16 protein-coding genes are annotated in these 19,651 nt (G+C 69.4%); 6 read left to right on the forward strand and 10 right to left on the reverse strand.

Annotation, left to right across the window (positions count from 1 at the left end; all coding sequences use genetic code 11):
• Nucleotides 1-4: 4 nt before the first annotated feature.
• Nucleotides 5-871: an EamA family transporter gene (locus tag ACQHIV_RS07395; protein ID WP_427892713.1), complete on the reverse strand. Its 867-nt coding sequence runs from the start codon at nucleotides 869-871 to the stop codon at nucleotides 5-7.
• Nucleotides 872-944: 73 nt separating this feature from the next.
• Here ACQHIV_RS07395 and ACQHIV_RS07400 point away from each other — a divergent pair, with 73 nt between their 5' ends.
• Both ACQHIV_RS07400 and ACQHIV_RS07405 read left to right on the forward strand, forming a co-directional pair.
• Nucleotides 945-1,811, forward strand: coding sequence for a LysR family transcriptional regulator (locus tag ACQHIV_RS07400; RefSeq protein ID WP_427892714.1), 867 nt, complete (start codon nucleotides 945-947; stop codon nucleotides 1,809-1,811).
• Nucleotides 1,812-1,842: 31 nt separating this feature from the next.
• Complete coding sequence (locus tag ACQHIV_RS07405; protein WP_427892715.1) at nucleotides 1,843-3,174, forward strand: NAD(P)/FAD-dependent oxidoreductase; 1,332 nt, start codon at nucleotides 1,843-1,845, stop codon at nucleotides 3,172-3,174.
• Here ACQHIV_RS07405 and ACQHIV_RS07410 read toward each other — a convergent pair.
• Together ACQHIV_RS07410 and ACQHIV_RS07415 are read right to left on the reverse strand one after the other, a co-directional pair.
• Complete coding sequence (locus ACQHIV_RS07410) at nucleotides 3,167-5,119, reverse strand: heparinase II/III domain-containing protein (protein WP_427892716.1); 1,953 nt, start codon at nucleotides 5,117-5,119, stop codon at nucleotides 3,167-3,169. The two genes, ACQHIV_RS07405 and ACQHIV_RS07410, sit on opposite strands and share 8 nt — an antisense overlap.
• A gap of 47 nt (nucleotides 5,120-5,166) precedes the next feature.
• A complete protein-coding gene (locus tag ACQHIV_RS07415; RefSeq protein WP_427892717.1) occupies nucleotides 5,167-6,537 on the reverse strand; it encodes an MFS transporter in 1,371 nt (456 codons plus the stop codon).
• 148 nt (nucleotides 6,538-6,685) lie between these two features.
• Between ACQHIV_RS07415 and ACQHIV_RS07420 the strand changes: the two genes are divergently transcribed.
• Nucleotides 6,686-10,330, forward strand: coding sequence for a GH116 family glycosyl hydrolase (locus ACQHIV_RS07420; RefSeq protein ID WP_427892718.1), 3,645 nt, complete (start codon nucleotides 6,686-6,688; stop codon nucleotides 10,328-10,330).
• A 52-nt stretch (nucleotides 10,331-10,382) separates the two neighbouring features.
• Here the strand turns inward: ACQHIV_RS07420 and ACQHIV_RS07425 are convergent, their stop codons facing one another.
• Genes ACQHIV_RS07425 through ACQHIV_RS07450 form a run of 6 tightly spaced genes read right to left on the reverse strand, consistent with a single transcriptional unit; the run spans nucleotide 10,383 to nucleotide 17,015 of the window.
• A complete protein-coding gene (locus tag ACQHIV_RS07425) occupies nucleotides 10,383-11,411 on the reverse strand; it encodes an ABC transporter ATP-binding protein (protein WP_427892719.1) in 1,029 nt (342 codons plus the stop codon).
• On the reverse strand, nucleotides 11,408-12,379 hold the full coding sequence (locus ACQHIV_RS07430) for an ABC transporter ATP-binding protein (RefSeq protein WP_427892720.1): 972 nt from the start codon (nucleotides 12,377-12,379) through the stop codon (nucleotides 11,408-11,410). The genes ACQHIV_RS07425 and ACQHIV_RS07430 overlap by 4 nt, the downstream gene beginning before the upstream one ends.
• Nucleotides 12,360-13,292 (reverse strand): ABC transporter permease, encoded by a 933-nt coding sequence (locus ACQHIV_RS07435; RefSeq protein WP_427892721.1) that lies wholly within the window; start codon nucleotides 13,290-13,292, stop codon nucleotides 12,360-12,362. Before ACQHIV_RS07435 ends, ACQHIV_RS07430 begins: the two co-directional genes overlap by 20 nt.
• Before the next feature lie 4 nt (nucleotides 13,293-13,296).
• On the reverse strand, nucleotides 13,297-14,295 hold the full coding sequence (locus ACQHIV_RS07440; RefSeq protein ID WP_427892722.1) for an ABC transporter permease: 999 nt from the start codon (nucleotides 14,293-14,295) through the stop codon (nucleotides 13,297-13,299).
• A 36-nt stretch (nucleotides 14,296-14,331) separates the two neighbouring features.
• Nucleotides 14,332-16,047, reverse strand: a complete 1,716-nt coding sequence (locus ACQHIV_RS07445) for an ABC transporter substrate-binding protein (RefSeq protein WP_427892723.1) — start codon at nucleotides 16,045-16,047, stop codon at nucleotides 14,332-14,334.
• 32 nt (nucleotides 16,048-16,079) lie between these two features.
• Complete coding sequence (locus ACQHIV_RS07450) at nucleotides 16,080-17,015, reverse strand: ROK family protein (protein WP_427892724.1); 936 nt, start codon at nucleotides 17,013-17,015, stop codon at nucleotides 16,080-16,082.
• A 118-nt stretch (nucleotides 17,016-17,133) separates the two neighbouring features.
• Here ACQHIV_RS07450 and ACQHIV_RS07455 point away from each other — a divergent pair, with 118 nt between their 5' ends.
• From ACQHIV_RS07455 to ACQHIV_RS07465, 3 genes are read left to right on the forward strand one after another with little or no spacing between them, the layout of a single operon-like run.
• Nucleotides 17,134-18,324 (forward strand): ROK family protein, encoded by a 1,191-nt coding sequence (locus ACQHIV_RS07455; protein ID WP_427892725.1) that lies wholly within the window; start codon nucleotides 17,134-17,136, stop codon nucleotides 18,322-18,324.
• Nucleotides 18,325-18,355: 31 nt separating this feature from the next.
• Complete coding sequence (locus ACQHIV_RS07460; protein WP_427892726.1) at nucleotides 18,356-18,715, forward strand: VOC family protein; 360 nt, start codon at nucleotides 18,356-18,358, stop codon at nucleotides 18,713-18,715.
• A 16-nt stretch (nucleotides 18,716-18,731) separates the two neighbouring features.
• On the forward strand, nucleotides 18,732-19,136 hold the full coding sequence (locus ACQHIV_RS07465) for a hypothetical protein (protein ID WP_427892727.1): 405 nt from the start codon (nucleotides 18,732-18,734) through the stop codon (nucleotides 19,134-19,136).
• Here ACQHIV_RS07465 and ACQHIV_RS07470 read toward each other — a convergent pair.
• Nucleotides 19,110-19,616 carry a winged helix-turn-helix transcriptional regulator gene (locus tag ACQHIV_RS07470; RefSeq protein WP_427892728.1) on the reverse strand — a complete coding sequence of 169 codons (507 nt, stop codon included), beginning with the start codon at nucleotides 19,614-19,616 and terminating at the stop codon, nucleotides 19,110-19,112. The genes ACQHIV_RS07465 and ACQHIV_RS07470 overlap by 27 nt on opposite strands.
• Between the last annotated feature and the right edge of the window lie 35 nt (nucleotides 19,617-19,651).

Consider the following 19,651-nt stretch of genomic DNA (forward strand, 5'->3'; position numbering starts at 1 on the left):
CCGCTCACGGCGTGCCGGTGGGGCAGACCATTACCCGTTCTTCGGTACGGGTCGCGGCGCGCTCGGCGCCGATGCCAGCGGTGATCACGCAGGCGATGCCGAGGGTTTGGAACAGGCTGGGGGACTGGCCGAGGAGCAGCCAGCCGATCAGCAGGGCGAGCGCGGGCTCGAGGCTCATCAGCGTGCCGAACACGCCCGCGTCCAGCCGACGGAGTGCGAGGTACTCGAGGCTGAACGGGATCACCGGCAACAGCAACGCCAGACCGAACCCGATGATCACCAACTGCCAGGTCAGCACCGAGATCGTCGCCGGACCGGCAACGACGGTCGCCACGACGGCCGCGACCGGAATCGACACGCCCATGCCCTGAAGCCCCGTGACGTTGCTGCCGACGTGCTGCGTGAGCACGATGTACGCCGCCCAGCACGCGGCCGCGCCGAGTGCGAACAGGACGCCGGCACCGTCGACCGCACCGTGCCAGGGCTGCGTCAGGATCAGTACGCCGGCGAACGCGAGCGCCGGCCACACCAGCCGCCCGCGACTCCGCAGTACGGCGACCGTCAACGGGCCGAGGAACTCCAGCGCGCTCGCTGTCCCGAGTGACAGCCGCGCGACGGCGGCCATGAACAGCAAGGTCACGCCACCGGTCGCAACCCCGAGACCTACCGCGGCCAGGAACGCGTTCCGGTCGAAGGCACTCGGTCGCGGCCGGAACAGCACCAGCACGATCACGCCCGCACAGGCCAGCCGCAGCCAGGCGGCGCCCTCCGGGCCGACCCGGTCGAAGAGCCCGACCGAGACGGCCAGCCCGAGCTGGACCATCGTCATCGACAGCACCGCGAACGCGATGCCGGTCCTCCGTGTGCGCATGCCGTCCAGTGAAGCCCGTCGCCGCCGTTCGCGTCCACGTGAGAATCCTGGACAGATCGTTCATGATTGCTGAATGGACGTACGCCGCCTGGAACTCCTGCTCGCGCTCTCCCGGCTGGGCTCGATGCACGCGGTGTCTGAGGTTCTCGGCGTGACGACGTCCACCGTCTCCCAGCAGCTCGCCGCCCTCGCCAAGGAGGCCGGCACTCCACTGCTCGAACCCGACGGTCGCCGCGTCCGGCTCACCCCCGCGGGCCACCGGCTCGCGGCTCACGCCGTCACGATCCTGGCCGCCCACGAGGCCGCCCGCGCCGACCTCGACCCGGCCGCGGAACCCGCCGGCACGGTCCGCGTCGCCGCCTTCCACACGGCGATCCGGGACACGTTGCTGCCCGTCGTACCGCGTCTGCCGCCGGCTGTTCGGCTGGAGATCCAGGAGCAGGAACCCCCCGACGCCCTCTCGCTGCTCGAACGCGACCAGGTCGACCTGGCCCTCACCTACGACTACAACCTCGCGCCCGCGCGGCTCGGTCCCGCGCTCGCGGCGACGGTCCTCTGGGAGTCGTCCTGGAGCCTCGCGGTCCCGTCCCGCTGCCGTCGTACGCCGGGCACGGCCGCCGGGGTGCTCGCCGCGTTCGCCGGCAGCGACTGGATCGTGAACTCGCGGCACACCGCCGACGAGCAGGTCGTCCGTACGATCGCCGCGCTGGCGGACTTCGAGCCCCGGGTCACCCAGCGGGCGGACAGCCTGCAGCTTGTCCAGGAGATGATCGCGGCGGGCCTAGGCGTCGCGCTGATGCCGGCCTCCTACCCGAAGACCACCGGCATCTCGCTACGCCGCCTCCGCGACCCGGAACCCCGGATGCGCGCCCAGGCCGTCGTCCGCCGCGACCGAACGTCGTGGCCCCCGTTGTCGTTTGTTCTCGGACTTCTCGACTAGCGTTTGGGCCAGACGACGGACGGAGTGAGCGGTGCGCAAGATCCTGGTGGTGGGCGGTGGGTACGCCGGGTTCTACACGGCCTGGCGGCTGGAGAAGAAACTGCGGCGGGGTGAGGCCGAGGTGGTCGTGGTCGACCCGCGGCCGTACATGACCTATCAGCCGTTCCTGCCCGAGGTGGTGGCCGGGTCGGTCGAGGCGCGGCACGCGGCGGTCTCGCTGCGGCGGAACCTGCGCCGCACGAAGATCGTCGCCGGAATGGTCGTCGGCATCTCGCACGCCGATCGGACCGTGACGATCCGGCCCGCGCAGGGCGAGGACTACCCGATGACGTACGACGTGATCGCCGTGACCGCGGGCGCCGTCACGCGGACCTTCGACGTACCGGGGGTCGCGGAGCGGGCGATCGGGATGAAGCATGTCGAGGAAGCGGTCGCGATCCGGGACCGGCTGTTCACCGCGTTCGACGAGGCGGCCGGGCTGGAGCCGGGACCGCGGCGGCGGAAGCTGCTCACGGTCACCTTCGTGGGCGGCGGATTCTCCGGCGTCGAGGGGATGGCGGAACTGCTCTCGCTGGCGCGGGCGCTGCTGAAGAAGTACCCGGAACTGTCGGAGAGCGACCTGGCGTTCCACCTGGTCGAGGCGTCCGGGCGGATCCTGCCCGAGGTCAGCGACAAGCCGGGCGACTGGGTCGTGAAGAACTTCGAGAAGCGCGGCGCGGTCGTGCACCTGAACACCACGATGACGTCCGCCGACGACGGTCACGTCGTACTGTCGGACGGTTCGGAGTTCGACTCGGAGCTGATCGTCTGGACGGCCGGCAACGCCGCGACCCGGCTGCTGCGCAACCACACGGACCTGCCGCACAACGAGCGCGGGCTGGTCCAGGTGCGGGCGGACCTGCGGATAGGCACGGCGGACGAGGTGATCCCGGACGCATGGGCGGCCGGCGACGACGCGGCGGTGCCGGACCTCGCGACCGGAACCGGGTACACCGTGCCGAACGCGCAGAACGCCGTACGGCAGGGGAAGGTGCTGGCGAAGAACCTGCTGCGGTCGCTGCGCGGGCGGGAGCCGAAGGACTACGTGCACCACAACCTCGGCGTGATCGCGACCCTCGGCCTCGGGACCGGCATCTTCCAGTACAAGCGGATCGTCATCAAGGGCCTGCTCGGCTGGCTGATGCACCGCGGGTACCACGTGATGGTCGTGCCGACCTGGGACCGCAAGGTCCGGGTGTTCGCGATCTGGGTGGCGTCGTTCTTCTACGGCCGCGATATCGTGTCCCTGGCCTCGGTCCAAAGCCCCCGCGACGCCTTCCAGGACGAGGCCCGCAAGACGGTCCGGGTCGAGCAGATCAGCTGATCCGGGTGAGGCGGCCGTCCGGGGAGACCCGGATGGTCGTCTTGCGCGCGCCGACGGTGAGGTCGACGAAGAACAGGCCGGCTGTGGTGCGGGTCTTGTAGCTGACCGCTTCGTTCGGGGCGGTCGGGACGACGGCGGAGAGGATCGTCGCCTCGGTGCCGGTGCGGTTGAACTTGACGACCGGGGCTGACTCGCGGTGGAAGATGTCCGGGTAGTACCAGCCCTGCACCGGGTCCTGCTGGCCCTCGACCACCGTGATGCCGTCCTTGGCGGGCTGCTGCTGGTATGGGATCTGCAGGAGGGACGTCTTCGTTCCCGGGGCGATCGCGACGGCAGTCGTGAGGGACTGGACGGTCACCTTCTGGCCGGGGGCGAGATGCCAGAGCGTTTCGTACCGCTGGTCCTCGGTCGCCTGGCCGCGGTCGAGCGTGATGATCAGGTCGGGGTCCTTCAGCACGAGTACGTCGCGCTTGCGGGTGACGCCCGGCGCGGGGGAGTCGGCGAGCGAGTACGACTCCCAGGTCGGCGTGATCGACGCGCGGACCAGTTGGGTGTCGACGGATGCGGTATCGGCGGACGGGATCGTCATCACGTTGTGCGCGGCCGGGCTCTTCGACCATGCCTGCCACTTGTCGAGCTGGTACCCGGAGTGGCCGGGATCGATCAGTACGTCGCGGCCGTGGGACGAGTAGGTGACCGACATGTGGTCGTCGTGCCCGTGCAGCGTGCGCGCCGCGCCGTACCGGATGCTGTACGTCGACTCCTGCGCGAACGGGCGCGTCTCGCCCCAGCCGGTGCGCCCGAACACGTACCCGGCGTCGTACACCGCGACGCGTTTCGACGGACGCGTCCCGCGCTTGCCGAGCGAGGCGACGTAGTCCAGCGCCGTCCCCGCCGCGCCGGTGGGCTTCTGTTTCACGGCGTCGCCGACCTGCTGGAGTTCGCCGGTGGACTTGGTCGCGAGCGCGAGCCATTCGGACAGGGCGGCGCGACGCTGGTCGATGACCTTGCCGGGGTCGGAGCCGCAGCGTTGCAGGGCGGTCGTGGCGCGGCCCCAGAGCAGGTAGTTGAACATCGCGTACCCGACGGACTGCTCGTTCGTGGAGCCCTGTGGGTCGATCGCGGTGGTGATCGCCTGGGTGAGCCGCTCGACCGCGAGCTGCTTCAGTTCAGGCCGCTGGAGGGTGCAGCCGACGCCGAACAGCGCGATGCTCTCGTCGGTGCCGTGGTTCGACCGGCCGCTCCAGTTCACGATCATGAACTGCGCGTGGTCGATGAGCGACTTGTCGAGCCAGGCGTACTGAGTGGGCAGTTTGGTGACGTGCAGGCCGCGGAGGACGGCCTGGCGGGCGCAGAGAAGCACGTTGGTGCGGTGCATCGTCGCTTCCCACGCGCCGACGTCGCCCTTCCAGCTGTACGGGTTGTCCTGGACCCAGTCGTGGATGATCGCCAGCACGTGGGTGAGCGTCTTCCGGTCGCCGTTCGCGCCGGCCTCGATGCCTTTGCCGAGCCAGCGCAGGGAGTGCAGCCACATGTACCAGCTGGGCTTCTTGTACGGGTCGGCGCGCCAGTTGATGTTGCCGTTGCCGTTGCCGACCTTGTACGCCGGGTCGTCGCCCCACTGGAAGGTGTCGCTCATCAGCATGGGGAGCGGGACCTGGATGCCGCTGTAGCCCGGGCACTCGTACGTACCGGTGTTCGCGACCGGGGTGGACGGCGGGGGAGTGGCCGGGGTGTCCACGCCGGGGAGGGGCTCGTCCGTCGTCTCAGGGATGCTTGGGGCCGGCCGCGAGGGCTTGGCTGGGGTGCTCGGCGTCGGTGAGCCGGTGGCGGAGACCGTCGTACTGCGGTCTCGGGCGCCCGGCATCAGTACGAAGACGGCGCCGGCGAACGCGACCCCGCAGACCAGCACGCAGGCAAGCGTCAGCGCGACGGTCCTCCCCACCCGTCTCTTCCCCTGCGCCACTCAGAACCCCCTTTTCACCCTCATTCTCACCCGCGCTCGGGGCAGGAGCGTACGGGTACCGGCGTACGGCGACCCAAGGCGGTCACGCCCAACCCGGCGAGACTCGCCCCGGCCGCCACGATCGCGCACAGGACGAACCCGCGCCCGAGGTCGTGCGCCGTACCGAGCAGCGGACCGAACGTCGCCACCCCGATCGCCCCGCCGATCTGACGCGACGTGTTGAACGCCGCCGACGCCGCACCGTGCAACGCAGGTTCCACCGCCGCGATCGACTGCGCGGTCATCGTCGGCACCAGCAGCCCGGAGCTGAACCCGATCGGCACCAGCGCCAGCACCATCGGCCACACCGCCGATGACGTACTCGCCCAGGCGAGCGCGAGCATCGCGACAGTGATCACCGCCTGCCCGATCGCGAGTACGACGGGACGCCCGAGCCGGCGCGCCAGCGGTGCGGAGCCGACGTTCGCGATCGAGATCAGCCCGGTCAACGGCAGGAACAGCAACCCGGTCGTCAACGCGCTCAGGTGCCGTCCTTGCTGGAGCAGCAGGCTCATCGAGAAAAGCACGCCGTAGAAGGCGAAATTGAGCAGCAACCCCTGCAGCGCGGCGGCCGCGAACCCGCGATCGGCGTACAACCTCGGCGGCAGCAGCGGCGCCCGTACCGACCTCTCGACGACCACGAAACCCACCAGCCCGGCAACCGCCACCGCACCCGCGGCAAGGATCGCCGGATCGAGCCACCCGCGCGCCGGCGCCTCGATCAACGTGAACACCAGCCCACCGATGAACGCCGTCGCCGTCGCCATCCCGCCGAGGTCCAGCCGCCGCGACCGCCTGATGACCGCCGGCATCGCCCGCCACGCCCAGATGGCCGCGGGGACGCCGATCACGAGGTTCACGGCGAACACGGCGCGCCAGTTGGCGAGGGCGACCAGGTCGCCGCCGAGGAGTGGGCCGGCGGCCATCCCGGCGCCGCCGGCCGCGGCCCACCAGCTGACCAGCCGGTGCCGCGCGTGCTCGTCGGTCGCGGACGCCGTCGCGAGAACGAGCGCGCTCGGCAGCAACAACGCCGATCCGGCGCCCTGCAACAGCCGCGCGAGGTTCAGCATCAGCATCGATCCGGCGGCCGCGCAGACGGCGGACGAGAGCGTGAACACCAGCAGCCCGGTGAGGAAGGCGCGCTTCGCGCCGACCGTGTCGGCGATCGCTCCGGCGCCCAGCATCAGCGCCGCGAACGACAACGTGTAGGCGTTCAGCGACCACTCGAGCTCGGCGCGGGACGCGTGCAGATGGGTGCCGAGTTCGGCCAGCGTGACGTTCACGATCGTGCTGTCGACGAACACCATGAACGAGGCGATCAACGCGAGCGCGACCACCGACCGGCGAGGTTGGGGCATGGCACCGAGCCTACGACATTGTTTGATGTACGTCGAACAATATCCCACCGGGTGGACCCGTTGACCTCCGCCGGTGCGCTGGTTACGGTGTTCGAACCGCATCTCGGAAATCGATTTCTCCCGCATCCGCCCGTCAAGGAGAACCCGAATGACCGTCTCTGACGCCCCGGCCGGCTGTGCGAACAGATCCTGTGCCGGCGACTGTCCCCGCGCCCAGTTGAGCCGCCGTACGTTCATCGCCCTCGGCGCCACCGCCGTCGGCGCGCTCGCCGTCCCGGTCCAGGCCCTGGCCGCGCCGCAGAAGCCCGACCCGAAGGTCCTCTTCGACCGCGGTACGCCGACGTCGTACACAGGTCCCGCGCTGCCACGGATCGGGATGCCGGTCGGCGGCGGCACGACCGGGCAGGTCTACCTGTCCGGCGACGGGCGGCTGTGGGCGTGGGACGTCTTCAACCCGACGTCGTTCCCGCTCGGCGGCGCGGACTTCTCCGGGCACCACTACGCGTTCCCGTTGTCCGCCGACGATCCGGGTGCGTCGCAGTTCGGCCAGGGGTTCGCGTTGCGGACGACGACCCGAGGCCGGACGACGACCCGCACGGTCGACGCGGCCGGGTTCAAGGACGTGCGCTTCACCGGCTCGTACCCGATCGGCCGGGTCGCGTACGCCGACGCCGCGAGCCCGGTGACCGTACAACTGGAGGCCTTCTCGCCGTTCGTCCCGCTGTCCACGGCGGACTCCACGCTGCCGTCGACGATCATGTCGTTCACGCTGCGGAACACGTCCTCGGCGGCGGTCCGCGCGACGCTGCTCGGGTACGCCGAGAATCCCGTCTGCATCGACAGCCGCAAGCGCCAGCCGACGACGCTGCAGGCGCGTGCCTTCAAGGGCGGCGTGCAGTTCGGGGCGATCGACGACCTCGGCGCGGAGCAGAGCGACATCCTGTTCGAGGACTGGGAGAACGACACGTTCGAGGGCTGGACCGTGACCGGCGACGCGTTCGGTGCGGGCCCGGTGCGGCCGCTCGACGTACCGAACCTGATGAAGCGGTTCGGCGACCTGAACGTGTCCGGCACCCGCTTCGTCACGTCGTACGACTATCGCGGCGGCACGTACGACGGTGCCGTCGGCAAGCTGACCAGCCGCGAGTTCACGGTCGAGCGCCGGTACGTCGCGGTCAGCCTGAGCGGCGGGCGGCACCCGGGGGAGACGTGCCTGAACGTCGTCGTCGACGGCCAGGTGGTGGCGACCGCGACCGGCGACGAGAGCGAGCCGCTGGTCGCGCAGATGCTGGACGTCGGCGCGTACGCCGGACGGACCGCACACCTCGAGATTGTCGACAGCCATACGGGCGCCTGGGGACACCTCAGCTGCGACGCGATCGTCTTCACGGACCGCCCGGACATCGTCTTCGAGACCTGGGACAGGACGACGTACGACGGGTGGACGGTCACCGGCGACGCCTTCGGTGCCGGCCCGGTGACGGCGGCCGAGACGCCGGACGGCTTCCGCCGCGCGTTCGGCGTCCGAACGGATCTGAACGTCAGCGGGCGGTTCGTGACGTCGTACAACTTCCGTGGGACGGGCGATCCGGACCACTACACGGGCTCGCTGACCAGTCGCGAGTTCGTGATCGAGCGCCGGTTCGTGACCGCGTGGGTCGGCGGCGGCAGCCATCAGGGGGAGACCTGCCTGAACGTCGTTGTCGACGGCAACGTCGTGGCATCGACGGCCGGCACCGACATCGAGCCGTTGACCGCGGTGTCGATGGACGTCGGCAAGTACGCCGGCAGGACTGCCTCCCTTCAGATTGTCGACAGCAACACCGGCGGCTGGGGTCACGTCAATGTGGACCGGATCCTGTTCAGCGACCGCCCGATCCGCCGGCAGCCGGTGGCGGAGCGGCCGGACGGCGGGACCTTCGCGCTGACCGCGCTCACGCCGGCCCCGAACCACGCCGCCGGCGAGGACGGTGTGCAGGTCGTGGTACGGCCTTCGATTGCTGACTGGTCGACGGTGGACGCGCTGTTCGACTCGGCCGCGGGGCCGGCAGACTCGGCCGACCCGCAGGCGGGGACGGTCGCGGTCACGGTCACGCTGCCGCCGGGTGCCGCGCGGACGATCCAGTTCGCGTACGGGTGGTTCTTCCCGAATCCGCAGCGCGAGCTGTTCGCCGAGCTCGTCGGCGCATCGACGTTCCGCCGGCACTACGCCACCAGGTTCGGGTCGGCCCGGGAGGTCGTCGAGTACGTCGGCCGCGAGGCAGCCCGGCTCGAGCGCGACACCAAGCTCTGGGTGCAGACCTGGTACGACGACTCTTCGCTGCCGCACTGGTTCCTCGAGCGGACGCTGGCGACTGCGTCGACGATCGCGACCAGCACCTGTTACCGCTGGGACGACGGCCGCTTCTACGCGTGGGAGGGAACGTACTGCTGCGCAGGCACCTGCGAACACGTGTGGAACTACGCGCAGGCGATCGGCCGGCTGTTCCCCGACCTCGAACGGGACACCCGCGAGCGCGTGGACCTCGGCATCGCGTTCCGGCCGACCGGCGAGATCGGGAACCGTGGCGAGTCGGGTGACGCGTCGAGCTCGTTCGCGGACGGGCAGACCGGGACGATCCTGCGGATCTACCGCGAACACCAGATGAGCAAGGACCCGTCGTTCCTGCAGCGGGTCTGGCCGCGGGTCAGGACCGCCGTCGAGTTTCTCGTCACGCACCGGGACGGGGCGGACGAAGACGGGATCTTCCGCGGCAGCCAGTGGAACACGCTCGACACCGAATGGTTCGGCGAGGTGCCGTGGATCAGTGGGCTGTACGTCGCGGCGCTGCGGGCTGCGGCGGCGATGGCGGGCGATGTCGGCGACACCGCGAGCGCCACGCGCTACACGACGATTGCCGATCGCGGGTCGGCGTACCTGGCCGGGACGCTGTTCAACGCGGAGTACGGGTACTACGTGCAGAAGGTGGATCCGGCGCATCCGACGGCGGAGAACAGCAACCGGGGGTTGTTCATCGATCAGCTGTACGGGCAGACGTATGCGTCGCAGCTCGGACTTCCGCGGGTGTTCCCCGAGGACCAGGCGCGCAGTGCGCTCGCCAAGCTGTACGAGTCGAACTTCCGGGCGGCGCCGGGGACGTATCGGCCGCCGGGGATCGGGGCCGGGCGGGTGTACACGACCGGCGACGAGAGCGGCGTGCTGATGGCGACCTGGCCGCACGGGGGATCGGACGAGACCCGCGGGCTGATGTACTTCAACGAGGTGTGGACCGGGCAGGAGTACCAGTTCGCCGCGCATCTCTTCGCGGAGGGGATGGCGGACGAGGGGCTGGCGGTCACGCGGGCCATGTACGAGCGGTACGACGCCACGAAACGCAACCCGTACAACGAGATCGAGGCCAGCGATCACTACGCGCGGGCGATGATGGGGTACGGCGTCTACCTGGCGGCCTGCGGGTACGAGTACCACGGGCCGCGAGGTCATCTCGGGTTCGCGCCGCGGATCCACCCGGAGAACTTCCGCGGCGCGTTCACCGGCGCCGAAGGATGGGGCCTGTACACCCAACGCCGTACGCCGAAGTCCCTGACCGCCACGATCGACATCCGCTACGGCACCCTGAAGGTCACCACACTGTCCTTCGAAACCACAACCCCGGCCCACCACGTCGAGGTCCACGCCGGCCCCACCCGCCTCCCGGCAACCCTAGTCACCACCGGCAACCGAGCCGTCGTCACCCTCGCCAACCCCACCACCATCACCCCGGGGTCCCACCTCAACGTGGTTCTCAGCTGACCTCCGCCCCGCCGCCGGTGCAGGGGAGGTCCGGCGGCGGGACAGAGGCCGGTCAGGTGGCGATGTCGGGTTCGGCTACGTGGCAGGCGGCTTGGTGGTTGTTGCCCAGGGTGCGGAGTTCGGGGGTGACCGAGTGGCACTTGTCGATGGCGAGGGGGCAGCGCCAGCGGAAGCGGCAGCCGGGGGTGGGGTCGATGACCTTCGGGGGTTCGCCGGTGTCGCCCTCGATGCCGGTGCTGAGCGGGGCCCGGGGGTCGGGGACGGCGCCGAGCAGCAGGTCGGTGTACGGGTGCTTCGGGTTCTGCAGGACCGACTCGGTCGGGCCGGTCTCGACCACGTGGCCGGCGTACATGATCATCAGCCGGTCGGCGACGTACCGGGCACTGGCGATGTCGTGGGTGATGTACAGGAACGAGACGCCCTGCGACTCGCGCAGTTCGGCCATGAGATTCAGCAGGCCGATCCGGATCGAGACGTCGAGCATCGACACCGGCTCGTCGGCGAGGATCAGCTTCGGGTTGTGCGCGAGCGCCTGCGCGAACCCGATCCGTTGCCGCTGGCCACCGCTCAGCTCGTACGGGAAGCGGTTCATGATGTCGCCGGCCGGGGTCAGCCCGACCGCCTCGATCACCCGTTCCGCCTCGGCGTACCGCTGCTGCCGGTCGAACTCCGGCCGGTGCAGCTTCAGCGACCGCAGGACGCCGTGCGAGACCCGGAACGCCGGGTTCAGCGAGCTGAACGGGTCCTGGAACACCATCGGCACCTCGCCCCGGTAGGACAGCTGGTCCTTCCGGGAGCGGAACGTCGACATCGCCCGGCCCTGGTAGAAGATCTCCCCGGCGGTCGGCTTGTACACGCCCGCGAGCAGCCGCGCGATCGTGCTCTTCCCGCTGCCGCTCTCGCCGGCCAGCGCGACGATCTCCTGCCGCCCGATCGTGAAGCTGACCTCGTCGACCGCGTGCAGCAGCTGCGGCGAGAACCCGCGCCCGACCCGGAAGTGCCGGGTCAGGTCCCTTGCCTCGAGCAACGGCGCGGCGGCGGACTCGGTCCCGCCGGTCTTCTCGGCATCCACCGTGGTCACTTGGCCTCCCGGACGAGATCAGGTGCGTGCAGCAGGCAGCGAGCCTGTACGGCGCCGACCTGGTACAGCTCGGGCTCGATCTTCGGGCAGTCCTCGAACGCCTTCGGGCAGCGCGGCTGGAACCGGCAGCCCGGCGGCGGTGACGCGAGGTTCGGCGGCGCGCCCGGGATCCCGGTCAGCGGCACCTTCGGCCCGCGAATCGACGGAAAGGCGTCCAGCAGCCCCGCGCTGTACGGATGTTCCGGGTGGTCGAACACTGCGCGGGTGTCGCCGAACTCGACCACCTGCCCGGCGTACATCACCACGAGCTTGTCCGAGAAGTGACTCACCAGCGACATGTCGTGGGTGACGAAGATGACCGCGAACCCGAGCTTCTTCTGCAGTTCCTTGATCTGCACCATCAGCGACCGCTGCGCGACCACGTCGAGCGCGGACGTCGGCTCGTCCATGATGATCAGGTCCGGCGTGAACAGCAGCGCCATCGCGATCATCGCCCGCTGCCGCATCCCGCCGCTCAACTGGTGCGGGTAGCTCTTCAGATGGATGGGATCGATCCCGACCAGCCGCAGCACCTCGGCGGGCCGGCCGTCGTCGACCACCTCGTCGTGCGCCATGATCGTGTCCCGGAACTGCGCGCCGATGCTGAGCACCGGGTTCAGCGCGTTCATCGCGCTCTGCATCACCACGGAGAAGTCCCGCCAGCGCATGGTGGCCAGCTTCTTCTCGTTCATCGTGACGAGGTTCTGCCCGTTGAACCGGACGCTGCCGCCGGTGATCGCGGCCGGCGACGACAGCAGGTGCGCGATCGCGAACAGCAGCGTCGACTTGCCGCAGCCGGACTCGCCGACCACCCCGACGAACTCGCCGGCGTGTACGTCGAGGTCGACGTGGTCGACCGCGACCACCGGCCGCGCGCCGGTGTCGTACTCGACGGTGAGGTCGCGGACCTCAAGAAGCTGTTCTGGCACGTCGCCTCCGAACCGGCCGCAGTGCGGGGTTGCTGATCTCGTCGAACGCGTAGTTGAGCAGGGCGAACGAGACGCCGAGCAGCGCGACCGCCAGACCCGGCGAGAGCGCCCAGGCGGGCAGTCCGTTCACCAGGGCGCCCTGGTTCTGCGCCCAGTAGAGCATCGTGCCCCAGCTCAGCGAGTTGGGGTCGCCGAGCCCGAGGAACTGCAGGCCGGCGGCGGTCAGCACGGAGTACAGCGCCGCACCGAGGAAGTTCGCGACGATCAGCGAGATCATCGTCGGCAGCACCTCGACCACGATGATGTACGACCGCCGCTCGCCGCGGACCCGCGCCGATTCCAGGAAGTCCCGGTTCCGCAGCGACAGCGCCTGCGCCCGCATCTGCCGGGCGCCGTACGACCAGCCGGTGAGGATCAGCACGATGATGATCACGGTCAGGTTGCCCTTGCCGGCGTACGTCGCCAGCACGATGATCAGCGGGAACGTCGGGAGCACCAGGAAGATGTCGGTCAGCATCGACAGACCGTCGTCGGCGAACCCGCCCAGATACGCCGCTGACACGCCGATGATGACCGACAGCACGGTGGCACCCAGCCCGGCGACCACGGCGATCACCAGGGACTCACGGGTGCTGTAGACGAGCTGCGCGTAGACGTCCTGCCCGAGTCCCGTCGTACCGAGCCAGTGGCTGCCCGACGGGTGCTGCAGTGGCGAGTCGCCGATCGCCTGCGGATCGTGGTGCGCGCCCGGGACGAACAGCCCCGGGAACAGCGCGAGGAGCACGAACAGCAACAGCAACGCGGCACCGACCACCGCCTTGCGATTCCGCAGGATCGCCCGGAACAACCCACCCCGAGGCCTCCGGGCAGCACCCGTGACCGGAGCCGATGCACCAGCAACAACAGCACTCATCGGTTCATCCCTTCGTCCGGGCGCGTGGGTCGAGCAGGAACACTGCGAAGTCGCAGAGCAGGACGCAGATCAGCACCGCGAGCGTCACCAGCAGGAAGAGTGCCTGCAGCAACGGATAGTCGGTGCTGACCGTGGCGTTGTAGAACATGTAACCCAGGCCGGGGTAGTTGAACACGTACTCGACCAGGATCGTCCCGGAGATCACGAAGCCGAGCGACATCGCGAACCCGGACAGGTTCGGCAGGAACGCGTTCCGGCCGGCGTACCCGAACATGATCTTGCGGCCCGGGATGCCTTTGGCGCGGGCCATCCGGACATAGTCCTCGGCGAGGGTGGTGACCATGTTGTTCCGCATGGTCAGGATCCACCCGCCGACCGCGGTGACCAGGATCGTGGTGGCCGGCAGGATGCCGTGCTTGATCACGCTCCAGACGAACTCGCCGGTGAACGCCGGCGTCAGGCTCTGGTCGTAGTTGAAGTCGTTCGGCAGCACCGGGTGGTCGCCGATCGCGAACAGCGAGATCAGCAGCAGCGCTACCCAGAAGTACGGCAGCGCCGAGGTGACGATGAACACCGGCGGCACGATGCCGTCGATCAGGCCGCCGCGCCGCCAGCCGGCGACCGTGCCGATCAGCGTGCCGAGGACGAACGCCAGCACGGTCGCGATACCGACCAGGCCGAGCGTCCACGGCAGCGCGCTGCCGATCAGGGTCGTCACCGGTACGCCGAGACTGCTGCCGATCGAGACACCCCAGTGCCCGGTGACCATCGACTTCAGGTACTCGCCGTACTGCAACAGGATGTTCTTGTTCGGGTCGAAGCCGAACTCTGCCAGCACCGTACGCAGTTGCTCGGGTGTGACCACCGCCCCGCCCTTGCTCAGGCGTTCCCGCAGTGCCTGCTCGGGACTGCCCGGCATCAGCCGCGGGATGAAGAAGTTCAGCGTCATCGCCGCCCACAGCGTGAGCACGAAGAACCCGAGACGACGTATCAGGTATCGCACTCCCACCAGCTCCTCGTGCTCACGCTCTTCGAATCCTTACTTCTGGGCGGACTGCGAATACAGGTTGGCCAGCACCTGACCGACGTCCGGGATGTTGTACGGCGCCGGCTGCGCGTACGGGTCGTCCTGGGTCGGCCAGCCCTGCAGGTCCTTGGTGTTGTACTGGTACCAGTCGACCGACTCGGTGGTCGGGATCACCGGCACGTCCTTGATCATGTACGACGAGATCTGCTTGATCAGCGAGACCTGCGTGTCCGGGTCGGCGGCGGCGTACTGGTCGAACAGCTTGTCCACCTCGGGCTTGGAGTAGCGCGAGTAGTTGCTGTTCGCCTGCTTGCCGATCGGCGCGGTGTTCTTCGAGTACAGCAGCTGCCGCAGCTCGTAGTACGGCGTCGGGCCGCCGGACTGGCTCGCGTACGCGAGGTCGTAGTCACCGGTGAACAGCTTCTGGTTGTACGACTGCTGCTGCAGGTCCTGGATCGTCAGGTCGATGCCCACCTTGGCGAGCTGCTGCTTCACGACCGCCAGCGACGCGTCCCAGTCGGTGTAGCCGGTGACCGTGATGATGTTCAGCTTCAGCTTGTTCGAGTCCGAGTACCCGGCGCTCTGCAGCAGCTGCTTCGCCTTGTCCAGGTTCGGCTTGTCGTAGCCGGCCGCGGTCAGCGCGCTCTGGTCGAAGTACTTGTCGAAGGTCGGCGTGACGACACCGGTCTGGTTCGCGGCCGGCTGGTAGCCGCTCTCACCGATCTTCGAGATCTGCTCCCGGTCGAGCGCGTACGCGATCGCCTGCCGGACCGCCAGCTTGCTGGGAGCCGGGCGGGACGGGTCGTTGTTCGGGACGATCGCGACGTTCGCGGTCGGCGGGAACCAGTAGTTGTTGGCCGGCGACTTCGACTTGTAGAAGTTGTCGATGTTCGGGATGTACTGGCCGCCCCACTGGGCCTTGCCGCTGGCCAGGTCGAGGTTGGCCGGGTTGTTGTCCAGGTACGCCGGGTACTGCACCTTCTGGATGTACGGCTTGCCCGGCTGCCAGTACGACGGGTTCGCGACGTACGAGATGTTGTTCGAGCTGCAGGACTCGACCGTGAACGGCCCGGTGCCGACCGGCTTCGGGTCCGCCCAGGTGGCGGGCTTGGACGCGGCCTCGCCGGTCGACCAGATGTGCTTCGGCACGATGCCGACCTGGCCGGCGAAGTTGAAGAAGTACGGCTCGGCGGCGGCCTTGAACTTCAGCGTGACCTTGTTGCCGGCCGCGGTGACGCTGGTCAGCCCGGCGCCGGTCCACAGCGAGTACAGGTCGAGGGCCGGCTGCTCCTTCATCCGCATGAAGGTGTAGACGACGTCGTCGGCGGTGAACGGCTGCCCGTCGCTCCACTTCACGCCGTCGCGAATGGTGAAGACGATCGAGTCCTTCTTCGGCGACCAGGTGAACGCGGTGGCCAGCATCGGCGTGGTGGCGCCGGCCTTCAGCACGTTCACGAACGTCAGCGGCTCGTACACGAACCCGCTGGACTCCTGGTTGACCGCCGGGTTGAACGGGTTGAACTGGCACGGCCAGGTCTGCCCGCCGACGTTGGCGATCGTGACGGTGCCGCCCTGTTTGTGCTCGCCGCCGCCCCCGCCGCCACTGCTGGTCGACGTCGACGGGTTGGACGAGCTTGCGCTCCCGATCGGCTTGTCGCCACCGCCGCAGCCCGCGGTCAGTGCGCCGACCGCGATCGTGGCGACCGCGATGCGTGTGATGCCCCTCATCGACTTCTGCCTTTCGCTACTGGAAATCCGTCTCATGCGAATGCTTCCGCACCGAGGACGACCCCCGCCGCCTCGACGCCGAGGGCGAGCGCTCCGATCAGCGGTGCGTCCGAAGGAAACCGGGCCACCGACAGCTCCGGCGGAAACGGGACGGCCGCGTCGAGGGCGCGCCGCAGGCCGGGTTCGAGCTGCTCCCAGGAGCGGACCAGGCCGCCGCCGACGACGATCCGGTCCGGATCGATCGCGATGGCCAGGTTGGCCAGATGCATTGCCAGCTCCCGGACGAACTCGTCGGTGAGGACGGCGGCGTCCGGTTGGGTCCGCGCCATCGTGAAGACGTCGGCGGCCGTGACCGGGCGGCCGAGCCGGGCGGACCCGGTGGTCTCGAGCGCCTGACCGCTGACGACGTGTTCCAGGATCGTGCGTTCCGCGTCGTCGACGTACACGTCGGCGGGGGAGCGCAGGTCGTAGCCGATCTCGCCGGACGCGCCGTGCGCGCCGGTCAGAACGGTGCCGCCGGCAACGATCGCGATCGCGAGACCGGTGCCGAGATTGAGGTAGAGCCCGGGGTCGGAGCCGGCCAGCGCGCCCCAGCGCAGCTCGGCCTCGGCCGCGGCCTTGACGTCGGTCGCGAGTCTGACCGGTACGCCGGGGAACCCGTCGCGGATCAGCCGCCCGAAGGGCAGCTCGCCCCAGCCCGGGAAGGTCGGTGCGAGTTCGACGTGGTCGTCGTACGGGATGCCCAGCGTGGCCGCGCCGACGCCGGCGAGCTCCTGGTCCGGCGCGACCTCGGCGAGCAGCTCGCGGGCCGCGGTCAGTCCCCGGGTCATCGCCTCCGCCGCACCACCGGACTCGACCTGGCTGTCGACGGTCGTCGCGCCCAGGCGGCGGCCGGACAGGTCGCCGACGGCCACGGCGATCTTCGTACCGCCGAAGTCCAGCCCCAGCACGACCGGTGTCGAAACCACGGGGTGGCACCTCCTCGCGCCGACCAATAGAATCGATTGGAAACTAACTTAACAATCACCGGGACCACAAGGGATCAGTGGAACTTGGTGGCCGAGTTGTTAGCGAGGGGGGTCGATCGTGACTGTTACTGCCGGTGGAGCACGCCCGCAGCTGATCCGGGAGATCAACGAGCAGGTACTGCTCGACCACATCCGGCGATCGGGACCGATCTCGCGGACGGAACTCGCCGGGCTGACAAGTCTCTCGAAGCCGACCGTCTCCGCGGCGCTGGGTTCCCTGGAGCGTGCCGGACTCGTCCACGTGACCGGGCAGCGCACGGGCGCACCGGGTCCGGCCGCCAACTTGTACGAAGTCCGTCCGGAGGCCGGCTTCGTGCTGGGGCTGGATGTCGGGCGGGAGTATCTGCGCGGTGCGATCGCGGACCTCTCGGGGACGTTCCGGGCCCGGTCGAGTGTGCGGACCAAGGCCGGTGACGCGATGGCGCGGATCCAGGAACTGGTGGACCTGGCTGCGGCACTGGCGGACGAGGCCGGCATCGGGGTCGGGCAACTGACCCAGACGGTCCTCGGCAGTCCGGGGGTCTACGACCCGCGGCTGGATGCGTTGACGTTGACCGGGCGGTTGTCCGGGTGGGACTCGCCGGCGACGCTGGCCGCGCTGCGGGACCGGTTCGGGCCGACGCTGATGATCGAGAACGACGTGGATGCCGCCGCGATCGCGGAACGGGTGCACGGGCACGGGCGCGACGTCGACAGCTTCGCGTTCGTCAGCGTCGGTACGGGTATCGGCATGGGGCTGGTGCTGGACGGGAAGCTGCGGCACGGGTCGCACGGCGTAGCGGGCGAGATCGGGTACCTGCCGTTCACCGAGGGGTCCGGCAGTGATCCGCGGGACGCCCGCAAGCGCGGCGGGTTCGACGCGTCGGCGTCGGCGGCTGCCGTCGTACGCGCGGCCCGCCGGGCCGGGGTCCGCGGCGCGTCGACCGCTGAGAAGGTGTTCGCGGCGGCGGCTCGTGGTGATGCGCTCGCGGCGGCGGTCGTCGCCGAGGAGGCGCTGCTCGTGGCGAAGGCGGTGTGCACTGTTATTACTGTCGTCGACCCGGATCTGGTCGTGCTCGGTGGCGGTATCGGACAGGCGCCGGGGTTCCTCGAGGCGGTCAGCAAGCAGTTGCGGGTGCTCGCGCCGGTGATGCCCGAGGTGAAGGCGAGCGTGCTCGGCTCCGAGACGGTGGTGGCGGGTTGTATCGCGGCCGGGCTCGACCGGGCGTGGCGGACACTGGCCGGAAATTCCGCGGAGAACCGGACGTAGACCGTCCGCAACCCGCACTAGAGTCCGGGCCATGACTATCGCGATGTACCCGAGTTTCGTCATCGACTGCCCGGACGCGGCGGCCCTCGGCGCCTTCTACGGCGAGCTGCTGGGCTGGAAGGTGAAGACCGACGACGGGTGGGCCGAGATCCGCCCCGAGGACGGCAGCAACTGCATCTGCTTCCAGCAGGTCCAGAACTACAAGGCGCCGACCTGGCCGACCCAGGACGTGCCGCAGCAGTTGCACCTCGACGTGATGGTGCGCGACCTCGACGAGGCCGAGTCCGAAGTACTGGCGATCGGAGCCACGAAGCCGGAGCACCAGCCGGGTACGTCGTTCCGCGTCTTCCTCGACCCGGCCGGGCACCCGTTCTGCCTGTGTGTCGACTGACAAATAGAGTGAGGGCGTGACGAGCTGGCGCGAGGAACGACGGCAGGCGGCGGCCGAGCATGCGGCGGCGCTGGAGCGGATGAAGGCTTCGGAGACGGCGCAGGCGCGGAAGCTGCTGCAGGAGTTCATCGCGCAGCTCCGCGAGCGCGGCGTCGAGCCCGAGCCGTTGCGTGCGCAGGTCGTCGGGTCGAACGCCAGCTACCGCACGACGCTGACCGGGTGGTACCTGCGCCGGAACCGGTCGCTCGCCGTCGACGTCGACGGGAACTTCTACATCCTCGGCGTACCGGCGAGTCTCAAGGCGCGCGTCGCCGGAGTGCAGGTGCAGCCGTCCGATCCGCCGCTCGTCGTCGGGCAGGGCGCCCGCGACGGCGAGTCGATGCCGCTCGCCGACCTACTCCGCCTTCGGCTCGAGTCCTAGCACCGACGCGATCAACGCCGTACCGGGGGCGGTCCGGCCGCCGGGACCCGGCGACGGTACGACGTCGTCGGTCGCGAGCGTCTCGCCGCACTCGGAGCAGCAGACCGTGGGGGTGGTGACCTTGCCGCACGTCGTGTGGGTGAAGCGGATCGGCTGGCCGGCCGGGGGAGTCGCCCAGCGGTCGCCCCACGCGGTCAGCGCCATCAGGATCGGTACGAGTTCCTGCCCGGCGTCGGTCAGCTCGTAGCTGTAGCGGACCGGGTTCTGCTGGTACGGCGTCCGCTGCACGAGCCCGCCGTCGACGAGCGTGGCGAGCCGGTCCGTGAGCAGGTTGCGGGAGATACCGAGGTCCGTGACGAACTGGTCGAAGCGGTTCAGGCCCAGGTAGAGGTCACGCAGTACCAACGGCGTCCACCAGTCGCCGATCAGCTCCAGCGACTGGGCCCCACCTCCACCCTCTTCTTCCCTCCCCTCACCCAAACGAACCTGCGGGGAACTAGGAGGCGATGGTGGCC

Source organism: Kribbella polygonati, assembly GCF_050320105.1.
Lineage (GTDB): Bacteria > Actinomycetota > Actinomycetes > Propionibacteriales > Kribbellaceae > Kribbella.